Source organism: Candidatus Pelagibacter sp. PS_37 (genome assembly GCF_059417825.1).
The window spans coordinates 39,568-59,460 of record NZ_CM182067.1; the positions used below are offsets into that span (position 1 = coordinate 39,568).

Below are 19,893 nucleotides of genomic sequence, written 5' to 3' on the forward strand. Positions count from 1 at the left end.
CATGACAAAAATTGATCACATCAGAAACTTTGCAATCATTGCGCATATTGATCACGGTAAATCAACAATTGCAGATAGGATAATTCATAGTTGTGGTGGTCTAACTGAAAGAGAAATGAAGGCACAAGTTCTAGACTCAATGGATATTGAGAGAGAAAGAGGCATAACTATTAAAGCTCAAACAGTTAAACTTAATTATAAAGCAAAAGATGGTAAAGAGTACATTCTAAACATAATTGATACTCCTGGACACGTAGATTTTAGCTATGAAGTTAGTAGATCTTTGTATGCATGCGAGGGATCTATTTTAATTGTTGATAGTACCCAAGGAGTTGAGGCTCAAACATTGGCTAATGTTTATCAAGCTTTAGATACCAAGCACGAGATAGTACCTGTACTAAATAAAGTTGATTTACCTGCATCAGATTTAGAAAAAACAAAGAAGCAAATAGAAGAGGTCATTGGTATTGATACTGAAAATGCCATACCTTGCTCTGGAAAAACAGGTGAGGGTATAGAAGATATTCTAGAACAAATTATTGTGTCACTACCAGCTCCAGAAGGAGAAAAAGATGCTGATTTAAAATGCTTATTAGTTGACAGTTGGTATGACACTTACTTAGGGGTGGTTATTTTAGTTAGAGTTATTAATGGAAAAATTTCAAAAAATATGAAGATTAAAATGATGTCTACTGACCAAGAATATATAATTGAAAAAGTAGGTGTGTTTACTCCAAAAGCAACTGATGTTAATGAGTTAAATGCAGGAGAAATTGGTTTTATAACAACAGGAATAAAAATTTTATCAGAAACAAAAGTGGGAGATACTATTTGTGATGCAACTAAACCACCTCAAGAAGCACTTCCTGGATTTAAACCTAGTAAGCCAGTTGTATTTTGTGGTTTGTTTCCTGTAGATAGCTCTGAATACCAAAAATTAAAAGATGGTTTAGGTAAACTTCAATTAAATGATGCTAGTTTTTCATATGAGGCAGAGTCTTCATCTGCGTTAGGTCTTGGCTTTAGATGTGGTTTTTTAGGTCTCTTGCATTTAGAAATTATAACTGAAAGATTAGAAAGAGAATTTGATATAAATTTATTAACCACAACACCTGGGGTTGTTTATAAAGTTCATATGAACAAAGGAGACATAATAGAGTTACAAAATCCTTCAAGTTTACCAGAACCTACGCTAATCAAATTTATTGAAGAGCCTTGGATCAAAGCAACAATTATTACACCAGATCAATATCTAGGTGCAATTATAAAGGTTTGTCAGGATAAAAGAGGAGTACAAACAAACCTAAGTTATTCGGGTAATAGAGCTGTTTTAAATTATGAAATCCCTCTAAACGAAGTTGTTTTTGATTTTAATGATAGACTTAAATCAATGACTAGTGGCTATGCAAGTTTTGATTATGAGATCATAGGTCATAGAGAGGGGGATTTAGTAAAATTAGGAATACTTGTTAATGCTGAGCCAGTAGACGCTTTATCAATGATGGTTCATAAAGATTTTGCACAAACTATTGGAAGAGAGGTATGTGAAAAATTAAAAGATTTAATCCCACGTCATAATTTTATGATTCCAGTACAGGCTGCTATTGGTGGAAAGATTATAGCAAGAGAAACCATTAAAGGTTTTAAAAAAGATGTTTTAACAAAAATTCATGGTGGTGGCGCTAGAGATAGAAAAAGAAAACTATTAGATAAGCAGAAAAAAGGAAAAGCTAGAGGAAAACAATTTGGAAAAGTTGAAATACCACAAGAGGCATTTATTGGTGTTCTTAAAATTAGCAAAGAGTAAAAAAAATAAATTTTTATTCTAGGCTAATAAAATTTCTTTTAATTAAATTATTGTGAGCTGTATTATATTCGCTAGAGCTAAATTTAGGGTCGTACTTAAAACTTTTTTCAATATCAAGTTCATCAAACTTTATCTTAAACTCTATCTGTCTTACAAAAAAAGCATTATTACCACTACTCTCTATAGCTACTAATTTATAACCTTTTTTGTTTAATAGGTTTTTAAAAGCTTTTAATGAAGCTCCATAAAACATATCAGATTGATAATTAAATTTTTTTTGTTTTGGAATTGCTAATGAACTAAATTTATTTAACCAAGGATTAAATTCAAGACAAATAATTTTAGGATTAAAATTTAATTTTTCAATTATCCAATAATCCATACCATCAGTATCTAGAGAAAAAAAATCAAAATTAGCATCAGTTATTACACTTTTAATAATTTCATTAATATTTTCATAATCAACAAATTCGTTTTTTACTACCACCTTTTTGTTTGAAAAATTCTTATCTAGACATACTTTAAGCTTGTCACATTTTAAAATGTCACCATCAATCAAACCACCAGACCAATTTTGCTTTATAAGATTTAGAGTATTAAATTCATGATAATCAAAACCAATTTCAAAAAATTTTTTATCAGGTTTTATTATATTCTTTGACAAGAAATCAATTATTCCGTCTTCATTATTTTGAGATGTTATTTTAAATTCATATATATTTATAGGATCAAGGTTTTTAGATTTTTGGAGAATTATTTTATTTGCCTGAACATGTTTTAAAAATTTAGTTTTTGCAATTTGGTAAATAATAAAATTATAAACTTTTCTAAATAAATATTTTCTAAAAAAAAGTAAGATCTTTGCTTTGGCTTTTCTAATTTTTCTTCCTAATTTCATTGATGATAGTTATAAATATTATATTAATAATATTCAATTTAAATTGGAGAGATGGCTGAGTGGTTTAAAGCGCACGCTTGGAAAGTGTGTGTACTGTTAAAGGTACCCAGGGTTCGAATCCCTGTCTCTCCGCCATTAATTTATTTATTCATAAAATAATAATCTGCATTTATTTTATTAATTTTTTTAAAGCCAAAATCATTTAACCATCTATTAGTCTTAATAAAATTATTGGGAAGTATTTCAATTTGCAAAAATATTTTATTATTATTAAAAATTTTTTTTAGTCCATTTAAAACAAAAACCTCGTGTCCTTCAACGTCAATTTTTAAACAAATAGTTTTTTTTTTATACTTGAATTTGTCATCAGCCTTTTTAAACACTGCAAACTCAGTATGTAGGTTTTTGAGGTTATCTTTATTATTTACAACACCATACCCACCAGATTGAATAAATTCTTTTTTAAATAATGCCTTCATCTTAAGTTTTGAATTTTTGTCAGATAAACCATAATTATATTTTTTTATATTTTTAAGGTTAGGGTTTAAAGAAATATTTTTTTTTAGTTTTTTAAAAGTAAATTTAACTGGTTCAAAGCATAATGTAGAAATTTTTGGAAATAACTTTGATATTATTAATGAATAAATTCCGCAATTCGCCCCAACATCAAAAAAATAATTAATTTTATTTTCTTTAAATATCTTGCATAAATATTTTATTTGTTTGTCCTCATAAAAATCAAATAAAAGAATAGACCTATCGATTGGGTCTCGTATATCTAAATTAAGATAAACATTTTTGAATTTACTTAGAAAAATATTTTTATTCAAAAGATAAGAAAATTTAAGAAATAAAGATGGATAGATTCGTTTTAAAATTGGTATTGATCTTAATATACTTCTTAATTTCATAAATTTTTAAATGTTAAATCAGATATCTTTTTAGAAGAAATTAGCACTTAAAATAGGCCTTTTTTTTAAAAATTTTAATTAAGAAAAACAACAAAATTCATCAATTTTATTTAAAAAGTGATATAAATAGATAATTTCCAAATATTTAAAAATGAATAATAAAAATACATATCAGGCTGACTCTATCAAAGTTTTAAAAGGTCTTGAAGCTGTTAGAAAAAGACCCGGAATGTATATTGGTGATACCGATGATGGAACAGGTTTGCATCATATGGTTTATGAGGTTGTTGATAACTCAATAGATGAAGCTTTAGCAGGACACTGTAAAAATATAGATGTTAAAATAAACTCTGACGGAACAATTACAGTTAGAGATGATGGTAGAGGAATACCTGTTGATATGCACAAGGGTGAAAAAATGTCTGCTGCAGAAGTTATTATGACTCAGCTTCATGCTGGAGGAAAATTTGATCATGATTCATACAAAGTATCAGGTGGCTTACATGGTGTTGGAGTTTCAGTTGTAAATGCGTTATCAGAAAAATTAAAATTAGAGATAGATAGAGATGGAAATAGATATTTTATAGAATTTAAAGATGGAGCCTCAAAAGCACCTCTTAAAGTTATAGGAAAATCAAAAGAAACTGGAACACAAATAACTTTTTTACCATCAAAAGAAATATTTTCTTCAATTAAATTTACTCCAAGTATAATTATTAAAAGAATGCGTGAACTTGCATTCTTGAATAAGGGAATAAAAATAACTGTTAACGATTTAAATCAAAAAAAAGAAAAAATAATTGTATTTAAGTTTGATGGAGGAGTTTTAGAATTTGTTGATTTTTTAGACGAAAAAAGAGAAAAACTTGTAAATAAAACGGGAAATGATTTATTTAAGAAGCCTATTTATATTGAAGGAAAAAAAGACAATATTGAAATTGAATGTTCTTTAAAGTGGAATGCAAGTTATGGAGAAGACATCTATCCTTATACAAATAACATTTATCAAAAAGATGGTGGAACTCATTTATTAGGATTTAGGAGCGCTCTTACTAGAGTTATCAATAAATACGCTACAGAGCATAATTTATTAAAAAAAAATAAATTAACTATTTCAGGAGATGATATTAAAGAAGGTCTTACATGTGTAATTTCAGCAAAGATACCTGACCCTAAATTTTCTTCTCAAACAAAAGATAAGCTTGTTTCATCAGAAGTTAGAATGATTGTAGAAAGCATTGTTAGTGAAAAACTTTCAATATGGTTTGATCAAAACCCAACTTTATCTAAGATTATTTTAGCTAAAGTAATGCAGGCAGCTCTGGCAAGAGATGTTGCTAGAAAAGCTAGAGAAAATGTTAGACGAAAAGGCGCTTTAGAATTAAGTGGATTACCTGGAAAATTGGCAGATTGTCAAATAGGTAAACAAGAAGGAACTGAATTGTTTATTGTTGAGGGAGATTCTGCGGGTGGTTCTGCTAAACAAGGAAGAAATAGGTCAAATCAAGCTGTTTTACCACTTAGAGGTAAAATTCTTAATACCTATGTGGAAGAGATTGTTCTTAAAAAAAATAGCAATAGAGATGGTAGCGAACATAGAACAAAATCTTTATCAAAAATGATGTCATCTAATGAGGTTGTGACTTTAATTAACGCACTTGGCCTTGATCCAAAAGTTGAAGATATTGATTTGAAAGATTTAAGATATGGAAAAATTATTATCATGACTGATGCTGATGTTGATGGTTCTCATATACGAGCATTATTACTAACATTCTTTAACAATAAGCCATTTAATAAACTAATTGAAAATGGACATGTTTATCTTGCACAGCCACCTTTATTCAAGATCAATAAAGGAACAAAAGGCATTTATATAAAAGATGAAAAAGAGTTAGAAGATTATATTTTAAAGAATAATAAAGAATTACAAAAAATTAAAAAAGGAACAAAAGAATTCACTAAAGCTTATGAAGATGAAAAATCTAGAATGAGTATTCAAAGGTTTAAGGGATTAGGAGAGATGAACCCAGAAGAGCTATGGAATACTACGTTAGATCCTGAAACAAGAAATTTATTACAAGTACAATACTCAAAAGATATAAAAAAAGATCAAGATTTAATACACACATTAATGGGTAATGATGTTGCATTGAGAAAAGATTTTATTGTTTCAAATGCAATTAATGTTCAAAATCTAGATATCTAATAATGAAGTTTTTCGAAACTTCTAAATATTTTTCATTAAAAAAATCGACCTACATCAATTTAAGATGGATTGCTATTATTGGCCAACTTATAACAGTTAATATTATTTATTTTGTTTTTGATTTTAGATTTAATCTAATCTTAGAAAATTTGATAATTTTGATTGGAGCGCTAAGTAATCTTTATTTAATCTATATTAATAAAAACACACAACTGTCAGATAAAATAGCATTTCTTTTTTTATCTATTGATATTTTACAACTGAGTTGTTTGATTTATTTAACAGGTGGAATTATAAATCCTTTTTCAATTTTTTTGATTATCCCGGCTATATTTTCATCATCTAATTTAGGTTTTAGGAGTAATTTATTGTTAGTTAGCTTCACAGTTTTAGTGATTATTTTTCTTACTTTTTTTAATCAACCTTTGCCCTATCCAATTAAAGAACATTTTCACGTAGACAGCTATTATTACTATTCAATTCCAATAGCATTAATTATTGCTTTAATTTTTTTAAATTATTTTGCATTAACCTTCGGATCAGAATCTAGAATAAGGAAAGAGGCACTAAATAAAATGGAAGAAATCATGTCAAAAGAACATGAGCTATTATCATTAGGGGGGCAGGCTGCTGCTGCTGCACATTCATTAGGTACACCGTTTTCAACAATGAAGATAATCTCCACTGATTTATTGAAGCGATTTAAAGATAATGAAGATGTTAAAAAAGATATTGAGTTATTATCCAGTCAATTAGAGAGATGTAGTGAAATTTTAAAAAAATTAACATTAAACCCAATAATAGAAGATAATTTTATTGATCGCGATTTAACAATGGCACAATACGTGAGTGAAATAGTTAAGTCATTCCAAGAAACAAGTAAAAAAGATTTTATTGTAAATTATGATCAAAATTCAAATCCACTAAATATAACTAAATCAATAGAAATTGTTTATGGGCTAAGAAATTTTATCGGTAATGCAAATAAGTTTTCTGAAAATAAGATTTTTATTAACATAAAAAGTGATAATGATTTCACAGAAGTTATGATTGAAGATGATGGTGAGGGGTACCCAAAAGATGTTTTGAGTAAAATTGGAGAGCCTTATATTAAATCTTTTAAGTCTTCAATAAAATCTAAATCTGGATTAGGTCTTGGAATTTTTATAGGCAAAACTTTACTTGAAAAAAATTATGCAAATATTTTATGTAGAAATTCCCAAACAAGAAGTGGGGCTGAAGTAAGTATTAAATGGAAAAATGATGATCTTTTAAAACTTTAATGTAGCTTTTTTTTATTTTCAAATAAGCCACTCAATTGAGAAACCATTACATCTCCAAGTTCATGCACATCTGTTATTTTAATAGCTTTATTGTAATATCTGGAAACATCATGCCCAATACCGATAGCTAAAATTTCAACGTCACTCTTAGTTTCTATAAATTTAACCATTTTTTTTAAATGTTTTTCTAAAAAATCTCCTGAATTAACAGATAAAGTAGAGTCGTCAACTGGGGCACCATCTGAAATAACCATCAGTATTTTCCGTTCTTCTTTTCTTTTTTTAATTCTATTATAGGCCCACGAAATAGCTTCCCCATCAATATTTTCTTTTAATAATCCTTCTTTAAGCATTAAGCCTATATTGTTTTTTGCCTGTCTCCACTGTGTGTCTGCACCTTTATAAATTATATGTCTTAAATCATTTAATCTTCCAGGATTTTTTGGCTTATCATTTTTAGTCCAAGCTTCTCTGCTTTTACCACCTTTCCAATTTTTTGTAGTAAAGCCTAAAACCTCTACTTTTACTGAGCATCTTTCTAAGGTTCTAGATAATATATCTGCACAAAGTGCAGCAATTGTTATTGGCCGACCTCTCATGGAACCAGAATTGTCTATTAACAAGGTTACGATTGTGTCCTTAAAATCAAGATCTTTTTCTTTCATAAAAGATAAAGAATTATAAGGATCCATAATTATTCTAGTTAATTTTGAGCTATCTAATAAACCTTCTTCTAAGTCAAACTCCCATGCTCTATTTTGTTTTGCAAGGAGCTGCCTTTGTAGTTTGTTAGCAAGCTTAGTAATTAAATCTTGAAACCCGACAAGTTGTTGGTCTAAATTTTTTCTTAATTTTTGTGTTTCTTTTATATCTTCTAATATTTCAGCTTTTGCAATTTCATCAAATTCTGTGGTGAATACTTTGTAATCTTGATCAATATTATCAATATTTGTTTTTTGTAAAACACTTTCTGCACTCTCTTTTAAAGAATCCGAGTCTTCTAATTGTTCTTCCATCTGCTGGTCGCTTAGATCAAAGCCAGCATCTAAACTAGTCTGGCTATCATCTTGTTTATTTTCTTCCTCTTTGTCATCAGACTGGCCGTCATTATCGTTCTCTGATTTATTGTCTTGCTCATTTTGTTGTTCATCGTTTTCTTCATTATTTTCCTCATTATTTGAAGCAAAGACATCCATATTCTCTAAAATTTCTGAAAATTTTAAACTATAATTATTTTGATCTTCCAAATTTTTACTTAAAAAATCAAAATGCTTATCAATAGATTTGTCAAATTCTTTTTTCCAAAAATTTAACATTTTTGTAGACACATCATTGAGTTCTAATTTAAAGAATTTGTTTAACATATATAATTCAAAAGCTTCATTAACAGGAACATCTTCTTTATTTTTTAATTGTTCTTTACGATTAGAAAGTATTTTTTGGTTATAATTTTCACTTAAATTTTTTCCAACTCCTTTAAGCATTTTGCCGCCAAGAAGTTCATACCTGATTTTTTCGGCAATATTATATAAAGATTTACAAGAAGGATTATTAGGTAGGTTTTTATTAAATATTTCTTTATTTGAAAATTTTTTCTTTAAGGCACCAGAGTCAGTTTCTGCTCTTAGTTTAACAAAATCATTTTTATTTGATAAATTGGTTATATCAAAAAAATCAGTTTTTTTATTACTTAAATCTTTATCTAATTTTTTTACATCTAATTTATAATCTTCAGAAATTACTTTAGCTGTAGAAATTAATGCTTGTTTAAATTGCTCTTTAAAATTGTTTTCTTTTGAGCTCATTTAGATCTGAATATTAACCATCGACTCTGGTAATTCTTCTCCAAAACATCTCTGATAATATTCAGCTATTATATTTTTTTCTATATCGTCACACTTATTCAAAAAAGTGACCCTAAAAGCATAACCTGTGTCTTTGAAAATTTCAGCATTTTCAGCCCAATGAAGTACCGTCCTTGGACTCATTACAGTTGATATATCTCCAGCTATAAAGCCCTTTCTAGTTAAAGATGCAACTTTAATCATGTTAGAGACTTTTTCTTTACCTTTTGGATTGTTTAAATTTTTATTTTTAGTAAGAACGATTTCCATTTCTCTATCAAGACTAAGATAGTTTAAAGATGTTACAATATTCCATCTATCCATCTGCCCTTGGTTAATTTGTTGAGTACCATGGTACAATCCTGTTGTATCCCCTAGACCAACTGTATTTGAAGTCGCAAATAATCTAAAAAATTTATTTTGTTTTATAACTTTATTTTTATCTAAAAGAGTGAAATTACCTTCGGCTTCCAACACCCTTTGAATAACAAACATCACGTCTGGTCTTCCTGCATCATACTCATCAAAAACAAGTGCAACAGGGTTTTGAATGGACCAAGGTAAAATACCTTCTTTAAACTCAGTAATCTGTTTTCCATCTTTTACAACAATTGCATCTTTTCCAATAAGATCAATTCTACTTACATGACTGTCTAAATTCACTCTAATACAAGGCCAGTTTAATCTAGCTGCGATTTGTTCAATGTGAGTAGACTTTCCTGTACCATGATAACCTTGAACCAAGACACGTTTATTAAAAGCAAAACCTGATAAGATAGCAAGGGTAGTATCTCTATCAAACTTATAATTTTTATCTATTTCGGGAACGTATTCACTTCTTTTAGAGAAAGCGTCAACTTCCATATCTGAATCAATTCCAAAGCTTTGCTTTAAAGACATTTTAATGTCTGGCTGTATGTTTAAATTAGGTGTCAATTTTTTCCTTATAAGTATTTTTTAGCTGAGTATAAGCCAAAGTAATTAATTTAAGTTTTTCTTCGTATTCTTTATTTCCCAAATTAATATCAGGGTGAAATTTTTTGACAAGAGTTTTGAACTGATCTTGTATTTGTTCCCATTTTTGGCCAACTGAAACACCCAGAATACTAAAAGCTTTAATATCATTAGCATCAAATTTGAATTGATTCATATGGTTATATTCACCTCTAAGTTTGGTTTTATCAAACTCATCTTTTAAAGTGTTGTTCCATAGAACTTTAAAAAAATTATCTGAAGAGCTAAAGCTCTGAGTGGGTTTATGCCAGGTCATGTCAGACTTTAAAAAATCAAATACTTGCTCATCATCCATTCCTTTAAAATAATTCCAATTTTTATTGAATTCTTTAACATGAGCTAAGCAAAGCAATCTGTAGCGTTTGCTATTATCTTTCTCAATTGGTGCCTTATATTCACCAGTATCAAAGCAATTATTCCAATCACAAATATTTTTCATGCTATATAGTAATAAATTATTATTTATGAATATAAACGAATTAATTAAAATTGTTAAAAATAAACTTGAAGCAAAAATTGTTATACAAGATCTTAAAATCGAAGATAAAAGTTTTTTACATAAAAATCATAAAGGAAATCAAGAAGGAATGTTCCATCTAAAATTAATTATTAAGTCTGAAGAGCTTAAAAAATTAAATAAGGTAGTATCAACCAAGAAAATCTATAATATTTTAGATCATGAGTTGAAAGAACACATACATTCTATTCAAATACTACTTAGTTAATTCTTTTTTTAAAAAGAGATTAATAGTTTTTTCATTAAACTGTAATTTGTAAACTGGAGAACCTATTCTTTTAAGCAAAACCAGACTAATTTTCTTTGTATTATTTTTTTTATCTTTTTTCATAAAAGATATAATTGTATTTAAATTTTTTATTGAAAACAATTTATTAATATCTCTTGGAAGATTTAGGTCATTTAAGTGACCATCAATTAATTCAAATTCTTTTTTATTTAAAATTTTATTTAATAAACTAAATCTAGCAGCAGTTTTAACACCGAGGATAACTGCTTCACCATGATTTAATTTTGCTGAATAACGCAGTGTTGCTTCAAAGGCATGAGCAAAGGTATGTCCAAAATTTAGTATTTTTCTTATACCTAATTCTTTTTCGTCAGCTTCAACTACTTTTTTTTTAATCAAACAGCTTTGATGAATAGCTGTTTGTATAAAGGGACTTTTTAATTGGAGAATTTTTTCTCCATTTTTATTTAAAAAATAAAAAAATTTTTTTCCATTAATAAGTGAGTGTTTTAAAATTTCACCATATCCACATACAACTTCTCTTTTTGGTAAAGAGTTTAAAAAGTTAGTATCTGATATAACTAGACTAGGTTGATAAAATGAGCCAATTAAGTTTTTACCATATTTGGTGTTTACACCTGTTTTGCCTCCAATTGATGAGTCGACCTGTGAAAGTAGTGTAGTTGGTATATTTACAAACTTTAAGCCTCGCTTAAAAGTGCTCGCTGCAAAGCCTGATACATCACCAGTAATACCACCACCAATAGAAATTAAACAATCATTTCTATTAAAACTTTTTTTTAAAAGAATTGATGTGATTTCATTGACACTTTTTAAATTTTTATTTTTTTCACTTGCATTAAAATAATGAATTGAAACAGATCCTTTTGGTAAAGATTTTAAAGTATCTTTTACTAAATTTTTTGGAATATTTTTATCAATTACCAGAAGACATCGATTAAAATCAATAGAATTTTCTTTCAAAAATTTATTTACTTTTTTTAAAATATTATTTCCAATAATAATTGAATATTGTTGACTGTTGGTGTTAACTTTTAATTTAATTAAGCTCATATTTTTTTATTATTGTCTTAACTATTTCACTTTTTGTTAATTTATTACAGTTTATTTTAAAATTAGCTTTTGAATATACTTTCTTTCTTTTATTAATAATGGCTTTAATTTCAAGATCAGTTGAATTTGAGGCTAAGGGTCTTTTTTTGCTACCTTTAATTCTTTTAATTAAAACTACATCATCCCAATCGAGCCAAAAAGAAAAATGATTTTTTAAAATATCTTTTCTTATCTTGTCATTAATAAAACTACCTCCACCCAAAGAAACAACAACTTTTTTATGTTTTAAAGACTTAATAGTTATTTTTTCCTCTAAATTTCTAAAGTATGCCTCGCCATTTACTTTAAATATTTCTGAGATGGTCATACCAGCATGTTCTTCAATTAAATTGTCTATATCAATGAATGGAATATTTAATTGTTTGGAAACCATAGCTCCGATAGAAGATTTACCTGACCCCATCATACCTAAAAAAACGAGGTTTTTATTTGAATTCATAAGCTTTCTTTATTGAAAAAACACAAATATGTCTTAATTTGAAATTACTAAAGAATATATGCAATTTTCAAAAAACACAAGTAATGGGAGTGGTAAAAGTTTATTAATCAAAATAGTATTTGTGCTAATTATTTTTATTGGAGCCATAGTACTACTTGGTAAAATTGAATTTCCATCTCCAAATAAAGACATTGAAAAAATCATCCCTAATGAAAAACTTAAAATTGTTAAGTAAGAACTATTTTTTAGTTATATTATTTTTCTTATTTTTTGGTTTTGCAACCAACTCACAAGAACCAGTGGATATCTGGGAAGTAGGAGAAAAAAAATCTAAAGAAAACATAATCTTAACCGAAGATGAAGCGGAAAAAAACATTCCACAGAATAGTATTTATAAAATGCAGTCCCAAAAAGAAGGGGAATTAAGTATAGAAGAAACACAAACTTTAATTTCAAAAGAAAAAAAATTAATTGGAATTTATGATCCTGCAGAAAATGGTTTGGATATTAATATGTGGTCTAATTCTAATGGAGATCAAATTTTAAATATCTTTAAAAGAATAGATAAATTGGAACTTTCAAGGGATGCTGCAGAGATTTTGGATGTTTTATTATTAACAAATGCACATTATCCAGAAATGAATATTTCAAAAGAACAATTTTTAGAAATTAAATCAAGGTGGCTTATTAAACGCTCAAACTTTGACTTGATTGAAAAATATTTATTAAATAATGTGATTATTAATGAGCATCCAAAACTTACTAAACATTTAGTTGATCATTATTTGTCTCAATCAGATGTTAAAAAAGCTTGTGAAATTTTTTCTAAAATTAATGAACCGATACAAGATTTATATTTATCTAAATTCAATATTTATTGCTTAATTAATAATAATAAAAGAGATGAAGCTCAATTGCTTATCGATCTTCAATTAGAATTAGGCATTGCAGATAAGTTTTTTAATAAAAAAATTGATTATTTGATGGGGTATAATACAGAACCAGCAACAGAAGTTTCAGAAAAAACAATTTTAGATTTCCATTTATCTCACAGAACGAACCCAGAATTTAAATTTGAACCAAAAAATACTACATCCAGGCAAATATGGAAATATCTATCAACTTCAAATCTATTAGATGATATCAGTGATATTGAGCTTACAGATATAGAGAAAATTACGAGTATTGAAAAAGCAACACATGAAGGAAATTATGCAGAAAAAGAATTATTTGAACTTTATAAGAGATTTCAATTTAATATTAATCAATTATTAAATATTAAAGAGTCAACAAAAGTACTCTCAAGAATAGAGACAAGAGCGCTAATTTATCAAGGAATTTTAATTACTACTGAAATTGAGAATAAGTTACAGTTAATGAATGCCCTCAAAAATTCTTTCAAGAATGACAGTATTGAGAATGCATTTAATATAGAATTAAAAAATTTTTTAAAAAATATAGAAGAGAACAAGGTACCTTCAAATTTTACAACATTTTATCAAGATAATTTAGGTAATGAAGAGACAGAACAAGCAAATATTAAAATAAATAATAAAATTTTACATCAATCAAAATTAATAAATTATTTAAAATTAGAAAAATCTAAAAATGATCCCACAAAAGATATAAATGATTTCTTAAAAAAGATAAAAAAAGATAAAAAATATTTTTTTTCTAAAAAGGATGTAATTTTAGTTGAGACCTTTAAGTCCGATGGGGTCAAGATTTTAGATAAGTATGATGATTTATACCAAATAAACGATTCAGAAATACCTTCTGATATTCAAATATTTGTTAACAGTGGTGATATGGCTGCTGCATTGCTTAGAATTGTTGAGGTTATAGGGCAGGACAGCTTAAATGCTATTGATGAAGATACGTTATACTTTATTATAAGCACACTTAATCAGCTAAATGCGGATCCACTAAGAAATAAAATACTCTTTAAAGTTCTTCCTTTAAAAGTTTAAAATTTATACTAAAATAATCAACCATAATGTCAGTTAAACCAATTTTAACAGAACCAAATAAACTATTAAGGCAGATTTCTAAACCAGTTGAAAATGTTGGTGATGAAGAAAGAAGACTTATGGATGATATGTTGGATACTATGTATGCAGCACCGGGAATAGGTCTTGCAGCAATTCAAATAGGGGTACCAAAAAGAATTATAGTAATGGATATAAGTAGAGATGAAGACAAAAAGGAGCCAAGATATTTTGTTAATCCAGTAATCAAAAATAAAAATGATATAACGTCAAAATATGAAGAGGGTTGTTTGTCAGTTCCTGATCAGTTTGCTGAAATAGAAAGACCAAATGAATGTGAAGTTGAATATTTAGATTACAATGGAAAAAAAAAATTATTAAAAGCAGATGGATTATTGGCTACTTGTATTCAACATGAAATGGATCACTTAGAAGGAGTTTTGTTTATAGATTATTTATCTAAATTAAAAAAATCTATGATAATTAAAAAACTCTCTAAGATTAAGTCGAATAGAATAATCGTTTAAATGACAAAGAAAATTGTCTTCATGGGTACACCATTTTTTGCTGTACCAATTTTAAAATCTTTATATGAAAAAAATTATATAATACCTGCTGTATATACACAGCCACCAAAAAAATCTCAAAGAGGTCAAAAAATAAATAAGTCCCCAATACAAATTGTAGCAGAAGATTATAATATAGATTGTAGAACACCAGACACATTAAAAGCAAATAAAGAAGAATATGAATATTTAAAACAACTAGATTTAGACTTGGTAATTGTTGTGGCCTATGGTCAAATAATACCCAAAGAATATTTAAATCTTGCCAAAAAAGGTTTTATAAACATTCACGCATCCCTTCTGCCAAAGTGGAGAGGTGCTGCACCCATTCAAAGGTCTATTATGAATTTAGAGAAAGAAACAGGAATTAGTATTATGAAAATAGGAGAAAAACTTGATACTGGTCCAGTTGGCAATAGTTATAGAATAAAAATTAAAGATAGTGATAATGCAGAAACAATATCAACTAAACTTTCAATTTTAGCTTCAGAAAAAATCATAGAAAATGTAGAAAATATATTTGAAGATAAATTAACATTTAAAGAACAAGATGATACAAGCGCAACCTATGCTTCTAAAATTGAAAAATCAGAGGGTGAAATTAAGTGGAATGATAATGCAGAAAGTATTATTGGAAAAATAAACGGATTATACCCAAGCCCTGGGGCCTTTTTTATTTTTAAAGATGAAAGATACAAAATTTTAAAAGCAGAATTAGGAAATAAAAGTGGTGAGATAGGTGAAGTAATGTCCAATGATTTAGAAATTAGCTGCGGTAACCAAAAATCTATCAAAATTATTGAAATTCAAAGACAAGGAAAAAAGCCTCAAAATATTAATGAATTTGTTCTTGGTTCTCAAATTACAAAAGGCTCAAGAATAACAAATGTTTAGATATCAAGTCTTAATAGAATATATAGGAACTAATTTTGTTGGTTGGCAAATACAATCTAAAGGAAAATCAATTCAAAAAGAAATACAAGTCAAGTTATCAAAATTTTTAAAAGAAAAAGTGGTTTTGATAGGATCTGGAAGAACAGACGCAGGCGTTCATGCAATAGAGCAGTCAGCCCATTTTGATAGCAAAAAAGAAATTCAAAATTTAGATAAGTTATTAAAATCAATTAATCATTTTATAAATGATAAAGGTATTTCTGTTTTAGCAATTAAAAAAAGAAGTCTAAAATTTCATGCACGACATTCAGCCAAACAAAGAATTTATAAATATATAATTTTTAATAGATTAAGTAAGCCTTCTCTTGAAAAAGAAAGGGGTTGGCACATAATCAAAAAATTAGATATTGAGTTAATGAAAAAAGGGGCAAAAAAACTTTTAGGTACTAAAGATTTTTCTACTTTTAGAGCATCAAGCTGTAATGCAAAAAGTCCAATCAAAACTATGAAATCTGTTAAGATTAAATCAAAAGATGGAAGAATTGAAATACAATTTAAATCACAATCATTTTTACAACAACAAGTACGATCAATGGTAGGTAGTTTAAAATACTTAGCTGAAAATAAATGGGATTTAAAAAAATTTGAATTTGTTATTAAATCAAAAAAAAGAATTCTTTGTGCACCACCAGCACCTGCTGAGGGATTATTCTTAGAAAAAGTTATTTACTAGTTTTTTGTCGGCCAATACTAAATTTTTTATTAATTCTCCATCTAGATTCTGCTCTAACAATATAACCACAACAATTTTTTGACTTACATTTGCATGGAAATTGTTTGTAATCTTCATCATAACCAAAACCATAATCGGCTGTAATTTCTTCACCTTTTTTAATATCTTTTATAGCAACCACCCATAACTTTAAACCTGTCCCGTTATAATCGCAATTATTAGAACATGAGTGATTTATTAAACGTGCTGTGTTCCAAGAAACATCTCCATCCAAGTCATATTTTTTATTTAAATTAAATAAATATATGGGCTTTGCATTATCAAACTTTTGTGATTCTTCTGTTTGTTTCTTAGTGATAATTTTACCCACATAATCAATAATTCTAGTACCTTTTTTGATATCTTTTGCAGCATATAGGCCACGACCTTTTTTATCGATGTCAGATTTTTTAATTTTGTAAAGTTTCATTGTGAGTTCTTTAATGCGTATTGAGAAATTATCAATTAAATTCTAGTAAAGCTTTTACATGCATCTCAGTGCTTTCTTGAAGTGCTTGTAGATCGTATCCACCTTCTAAAATTGACACTACTTTTCCATCACAATATTGTTTTGATAACTCGAGTGCTCTTTTGGTAATACTATAAAAATCTTTTGACTCTAATTGAAGTTGTGCCAATGGATCATCTTTATGAGCATCAAACCCTGCAGAAAGTAAGATAAATTCAGGTTTAAACTCTTTAATTTTATTAAGTACAAATTCATAAGCATTTAAATACTCTTCAGAAGTTGTTCCTGCTGGTAAAGGAATATTTAATATATTGTTATGTTTTCCTTTTTCATCTTTAGTGCCTGAGCCTGGGTAATAAGGGTATTGATGAGTAGAAATATATAAAACTTTTTCATTATCATAAAAAATATCTTGAGTGCCGTTTCCATGATGCACATCAAAATCAATAATTGCTATTTTTTTAAGTTTATATTTATTTATAAGATAATTGGCTCCAACAGCGACATTATTATAAATGCAAAAACCCATAGCTTTATTTTTCTCTGCATGATGCCCTGGAGGTCTAACGGCACAAAAAGCATTTTTAAAATCTTTATTTTGAACACCATCAATAGCTGTTATAATTGAACCTACAGCATCTGAGGTCGCATCCTTACTCCCAGGGGAGACTATTGTATCTCCATCTAAAAAAGATAATCCTTTTTCAGGAAAAGATTTTTCTACAAAATTTATATAATCAGAATTGTGCGTTATTTCTAAAAGTGATCGGTCAAATTTTGAAGGTTTTTTCCAAACTAAATCTTTATTATCTAACTTTTTAAAGTTATCGATAACTACTGTAACTCTATCAATTTTCTCTGGATGACCGTCGCCTGTATTATGATTTTGATAAGTGCCAGAGGTTATTAAACCAGTTTTCATTTAAAATAATTTTCTAAAATATTATAATATATTTTAGTCAATTTTTTTAGATCTGAAATAGATACTGCCTCATCTACTTTGTGCATTGTTTTACCTACTAGACCAAATTCTAAACATGGAGCAATTTTTCTAATAAATCTTGCATCAGAAGTTCCACCGGTTGTAGACAATTGAGGTTTAATTTTTGTAATTTTTTTTATTACATCTTGAATCATATAAGTTGTTTTATTAGGCTTAGTTAAAAAAGCTTCACCTGATACACGATATTCAACTTTAAAATTAGATTTATCGTTTTTAGTAATTTTTTTGAAAATTTTATTCAATCTATTCTTTAAGCTAGAAGACTTATGTTTATTATTAAATCTTATGTTAAAGGTAGCTCTTGCAAGGCCTGGAATAACATTATCAGCTGTATTATTGATATTAATTTTAGTTACCTCTAAATTTGTAGGCTGAAAGTCTTTTGTTCCTTTATCAAATTTTATTTCTTTTATTTCATTTAGTATTTTTATTAATGAAGTCGATGGATTTTTAGCACGATGAGGATATGCAACATGACCTTGAGTTCCAATTATCGTTAATTCAACATTAATACTTCCTCTTCTACCTATTTTAATCATTTCACCAAGTTTATTAGGGTTTGTTGGCTCACCAACTAAGCAAAAATCTATTTTTTCTTTTTTCTTTTTTAAGTAATCAACTACTTTTTTAGTACCATTAATTGCAACACCTTCTTCATCACCAGTAATTAATAAACTAATTGATCCATTAATTTTTTTATTAGTTAATACATAGTTGTTTACAGCAACAACCCAGCTTGCAATTGCACTTTTCATATCATTAGCACCTCTACCAATAAGATGATTTTTTTTAATAGTTGGACTAAAAGGTTTAATCGTCCAATCTTGTATATTTCCGGGAGGCACTACATCCAAATGACCAGCAAACATAAAGTTTGGTTGAGTATTACCCAATCTTGCATATAGGTTTTTAACTGGTTTAGATTTTTTATCTTTAAACTCTAAAATCTTACATTTAAATCCAATAGTAGTTAATTTTTTAGCTAAGAATTTCATTACCCCAGCATCAATTGGTGTAATGCTTGGAAATCTTATTAGCTCTTTAGCTAATGTGATTTCATTATAAGTTGGCATTTAGTCTCTTAATAAGTCGTTAATAGAAGTTTTAGATCTAGTTTTTTCATCAACTTGTTTAATAATTACCGCACAATATAAAGCAGGACCTTTACCATCTTTACTAGGAATGCTACCTGGAACTATTACTGAGTATGGTGGAATTTTTCCATAGATTACTTCACCAGTTTCTCGATAAACAATTTTTGTAGATTGACCAATAAATACACCCATAGATAATACAGATCCTTCTCCAACAATTACTCCTTCAACTATTTCTGAACGAGCTCCAATAAAGCAATTGTCTTCGATGATAGTAGGGTTAGCTTGCATTGGCTCTAATACACCTCCAATTCCAGCACCACCTGATATGTGACAGTTCTTTCCTATTTGTGCACAAGACCCTACAGAAGCCCAAGTGTCCACCATAGTTCCTTCATCTACATAAGCTCCAATATTTACAAAGCAAGGCATTAGTACTGCATTCTTTCCAATAAAAGATCCTTTTCTAACTGGAGAATTTGGAACCATTCTAAAACCAGCTTTTATATGATCTTCCTTAGTCCAATTTGCTGTTTTACCTTTTAATAAATGAGATTTATCATACCAACTACTATACGGGCCGCTTAATGAATCCATATCATGAGTTCTAAAACTTAACATTATTGCTTTTTTAACCCACTGATTAACTACCCACTCATTGCCATTTTTTTCAGCAACTCTTAGCTCACCTTTATCAACAAGTTCAATTGTTTGGTTGATAGCATCTAATATAGATTTATCAGATTGACCATTTATGGAATCTTTATTTTCCCAAGCTGTATTAATAATGCTTTCAAATTCTTTCATAGTTTTATTTTATCT

General features: G+C 27.9%; 20 protein-coding genes and 1 tRNA gene. 10 read left to right on the plus strand and 11 right to left on the minus strand.

The genetic code is table 11. The annotated features are described in order from the left end of the window. Position 1: 1 nt before the first annotated feature. Positions 2-1,807, plus strand: coding sequence for a translation elongation factor 4 (gene lepA, locus AC5SL9_RS00185; protein ID WP_494574076.1), 1,806 nt, complete (start codon positions 2-4; stop codon positions 1,805-1,807). A gap of 13 nt (positions 1,808-1,820) precedes the next feature. On the opposite strand, the gene AC5SL9_RS00190 is transcribed toward lepA, so the two are convergent. After that, positions 1,821-2,705 (minus strand): hypothetical protein, encoded by an 885-nt coding sequence (locus AC5SL9_RS00190; protein ID WP_494574077.1) that lies wholly within the window; start codon positions 2,703-2,705, stop codon positions 1,821-1,823. Positions 2,706-2,750: 45 nt separating this feature from the next. On the opposite strand from AC5SL9_RS00190, the gene AC5SL9_RS00195 reads away from it, so the two are divergent. Further along, positions 2,751-2,840, plus strand: a tRNA-Ser gene (locus AC5SL9_RS00195). A gap of 5 nt (positions 2,841-2,845) precedes the next feature. On the opposite strand, the gene AC5SL9_RS00200 is transcribed toward AC5SL9_RS00195, so the two are convergent. Then, positions 2,846-3,616, minus strand: coding sequence for an FkbM family methyltransferase (locus AC5SL9_RS00200; protein ID WP_494574078.1), 771 nt, complete (start codon positions 3,614-3,616; stop codon positions 2,846-2,848). 151 nt (positions 3,617-3,767) lie between these two features. Between AC5SL9_RS00200 and AC5SL9_RS00205 the strand changes: the two genes are divergently transcribed. Both AC5SL9_RS00205 and AC5SL9_RS00210 read left to right on the plus strand, forming a co-directional pair. Continuing rightward, a complete protein-coding gene (locus AC5SL9_RS00205) occupies positions 3,768-5,825 on the plus strand; it encodes a DNA gyrase subunit B (protein WP_011281715.1) in 2,058 nt (685 codons plus the stop codon). A gap of 2 nt (positions 5,826-5,827) precedes the next feature. After that, the gene (locus AC5SL9_RS00210; RefSeq protein WP_494574079.1) at positions 5,828-7,108 is read left to right on the plus strand and encodes an ActS/PrrB/RegB family redox-sensitive histidine kinase; all 1,281 of its coding nucleotides are present in this window, start codon (positions 5,828-5,830) and stop codon (positions 7,106-7,108) included. Here AC5SL9_RS00210 and AC5SL9_RS00215 read toward each other — a convergent pair. The 3 genes from AC5SL9_RS00215 to AC5SL9_RS00225 are packed head-to-tail and all read right to left on the minus strand — an operon-like array spanning position 7,105 to position 10,405. After that, on the minus strand, positions 7,105-8,913 hold the full coding sequence (locus tag AC5SL9_RS00215; protein WP_271741896.1) for a cobaltochelatase CobT-related protein: 1,809 nt from the start codon (positions 8,911-8,913) through the stop codon (positions 7,105-7,107). The genes AC5SL9_RS00210 and AC5SL9_RS00215 overlap by 4 nt on opposite strands. Next, on the minus strand, positions 8,914-9,888 hold the full coding sequence (gene cobS, locus AC5SL9_RS00220) for a cobaltochelatase subunit CobS (RefSeq protein WP_494574080.1): 975 nt from the start codon (positions 9,886-9,888) through the stop codon (positions 8,914-8,916). Continuing rightward, positions 9,878-10,405: a J domain-containing protein gene (locus AC5SL9_RS00225; RefSeq protein WP_006997453.1), complete on the minus strand. Its 528-nt coding sequence runs from the start codon at positions 10,403-10,405 to the stop codon at positions 9,878-9,880. Before AC5SL9_RS00225 ends, cobS begins: the two co-directional genes overlap by 11 nt. A gap of 25 nt (positions 10,406-10,430) precedes the next feature. On the opposite strand from AC5SL9_RS00225, the gene AC5SL9_RS00230 reads away from it, so the two are divergent. Then, on the plus strand, positions 10,431-10,691 hold the full coding sequence (locus AC5SL9_RS00230; RefSeq protein WP_494574081.1) for a BolA/IbaG family iron-sulfur metabolism protein: 261 nt from the start codon (positions 10,431-10,433) through the stop codon (positions 10,689-10,691). Here the strand turns inward: AC5SL9_RS00230 and aroB are convergent. Both aroB and AC5SL9_RS00240 read right to left on the minus strand, forming a co-directional pair. After that, positions 10,680-11,786 carry a 3-dehydroquinate synthase gene (aroB, locus tag AC5SL9_RS00235; RefSeq protein WP_494574082.1) on the minus strand — a complete coding sequence of 369 codons (1,107 nt, stop codon included), beginning with the start codon at positions 11,784-11,786 and terminating at the stop codon, positions 10,680-10,682. The genes AC5SL9_RS00230 and aroB overlap by 12 nt on opposite strands. Then, entirely contained in the window at positions 11,773-12,285 is a 513-nt protein-coding gene (locus tag AC5SL9_RS00240; RefSeq protein WP_494574083.1) for a shikimate kinase, read from the minus strand. Before AC5SL9_RS00240 ends, aroB begins: the two co-directional genes overlap by 14 nt. 58 nt (positions 12,286-12,343) lie before the next feature. Here AC5SL9_RS00240 and AC5SL9_RS00245 point away from each other — a divergent pair, with 58 nt between their 5' ends. The 5 genes from AC5SL9_RS00245 to truA are packed head-to-tail and all read left to right on the plus strand — an operon-like array spanning position 12,344 to position 16,466. Beyond that, positions 12,344-12,520, plus strand: coding sequence for a hypothetical protein (locus tag AC5SL9_RS00245; protein WP_011281722.1), 177 nt, complete (start codon positions 12,344-12,346; stop codon positions 12,518-12,520). Continuing rightward, positions 12,495-14,255, plus strand: a complete 1,761-nt coding sequence (locus AC5SL9_RS00250; protein WP_494574084.1) for a hypothetical protein — start codon at positions 12,495-12,497, stop codon at positions 14,253-14,255. The genes AC5SL9_RS00245 and AC5SL9_RS00250 overlap by 26 nt, the downstream gene beginning before the upstream one ends. Positions 14,256-14,281: 26 nt before the next feature. Next, positions 14,282-14,800: a peptide deformylase gene (gene def / locus AC5SL9_RS00255; RefSeq protein WP_494574085.1), complete on the plus strand. Its 519-nt coding sequence runs from the start codon at positions 14,282-14,284 to the stop codon at positions 14,798-14,800. Continuing rightward, a complete protein-coding gene (fmt, locus tag AC5SL9_RS00260) occupies positions 14,801-15,733 on the plus strand; it encodes a methionyl-tRNA formyltransferase (RefSeq protein WP_494574086.1) in 933 nt (310 codons plus the stop codon). Further along, positions 15,726-16,466, plus strand: coding sequence for a tRNA pseudouridine(38-40) synthase TruA (gene truA / locus AC5SL9_RS00265; protein ID WP_027306798.1), 741 nt, complete (start codon positions 15,726-15,728; stop codon positions 16,464-16,466). Before fmt ends, truA begins: the two co-directional genes overlap by 8 nt. Here truA and AC5SL9_RS00270 read toward each other — a convergent pair. From AC5SL9_RS00270 to dapD, 4 genes are read right to left on the minus strand one after another with little or no spacing between them, the layout of a single operon-like run. After that, entirely contained in the window at positions 16,456-16,935 is a 480-nt protein-coding gene (locus AC5SL9_RS00270; RefSeq protein ID WP_006997444.1) for an SET domain-containing protein, read from the minus strand. The genes truA and AC5SL9_RS00270 overlap by 11 nt on opposite strands. A gap of 31 nt (positions 16,936-16,966) precedes the next feature. Then, positions 16,967-17,896: a histone deacetylase family protein gene (locus tag AC5SL9_RS00275; protein ID WP_494574087.1), complete on the minus strand. Its 930-nt coding sequence runs from the start codon at positions 17,894-17,896 to the stop codon at positions 16,967-16,969. Next, the gene (dapE, locus tag AC5SL9_RS00280) at positions 17,893-19,050 is read right to left on the minus strand and encodes a succinyl-diaminopimelate desuccinylase (RefSeq protein ID WP_494574088.1); all 1,158 of its coding nucleotides are present in this window, start codon (positions 19,048-19,050) and stop codon (positions 17,893-17,895) included. Before dapE ends, AC5SL9_RS00275 begins: the two co-directional genes overlap by 4 nt. Beyond that, complete coding sequence (dapD, locus tag AC5SL9_RS00285) at positions 19,051-19,878, minus strand: 2,3,4,5-tetrahydropyridine-2,6-dicarboxylate N-succinyltransferase (protein WP_006997441.1); 828 nt, start codon at positions 19,876-19,878, stop codon at positions 19,051-19,053. Between the last annotated feature and the right edge of the window lie 15 nt (positions 19,879-19,893).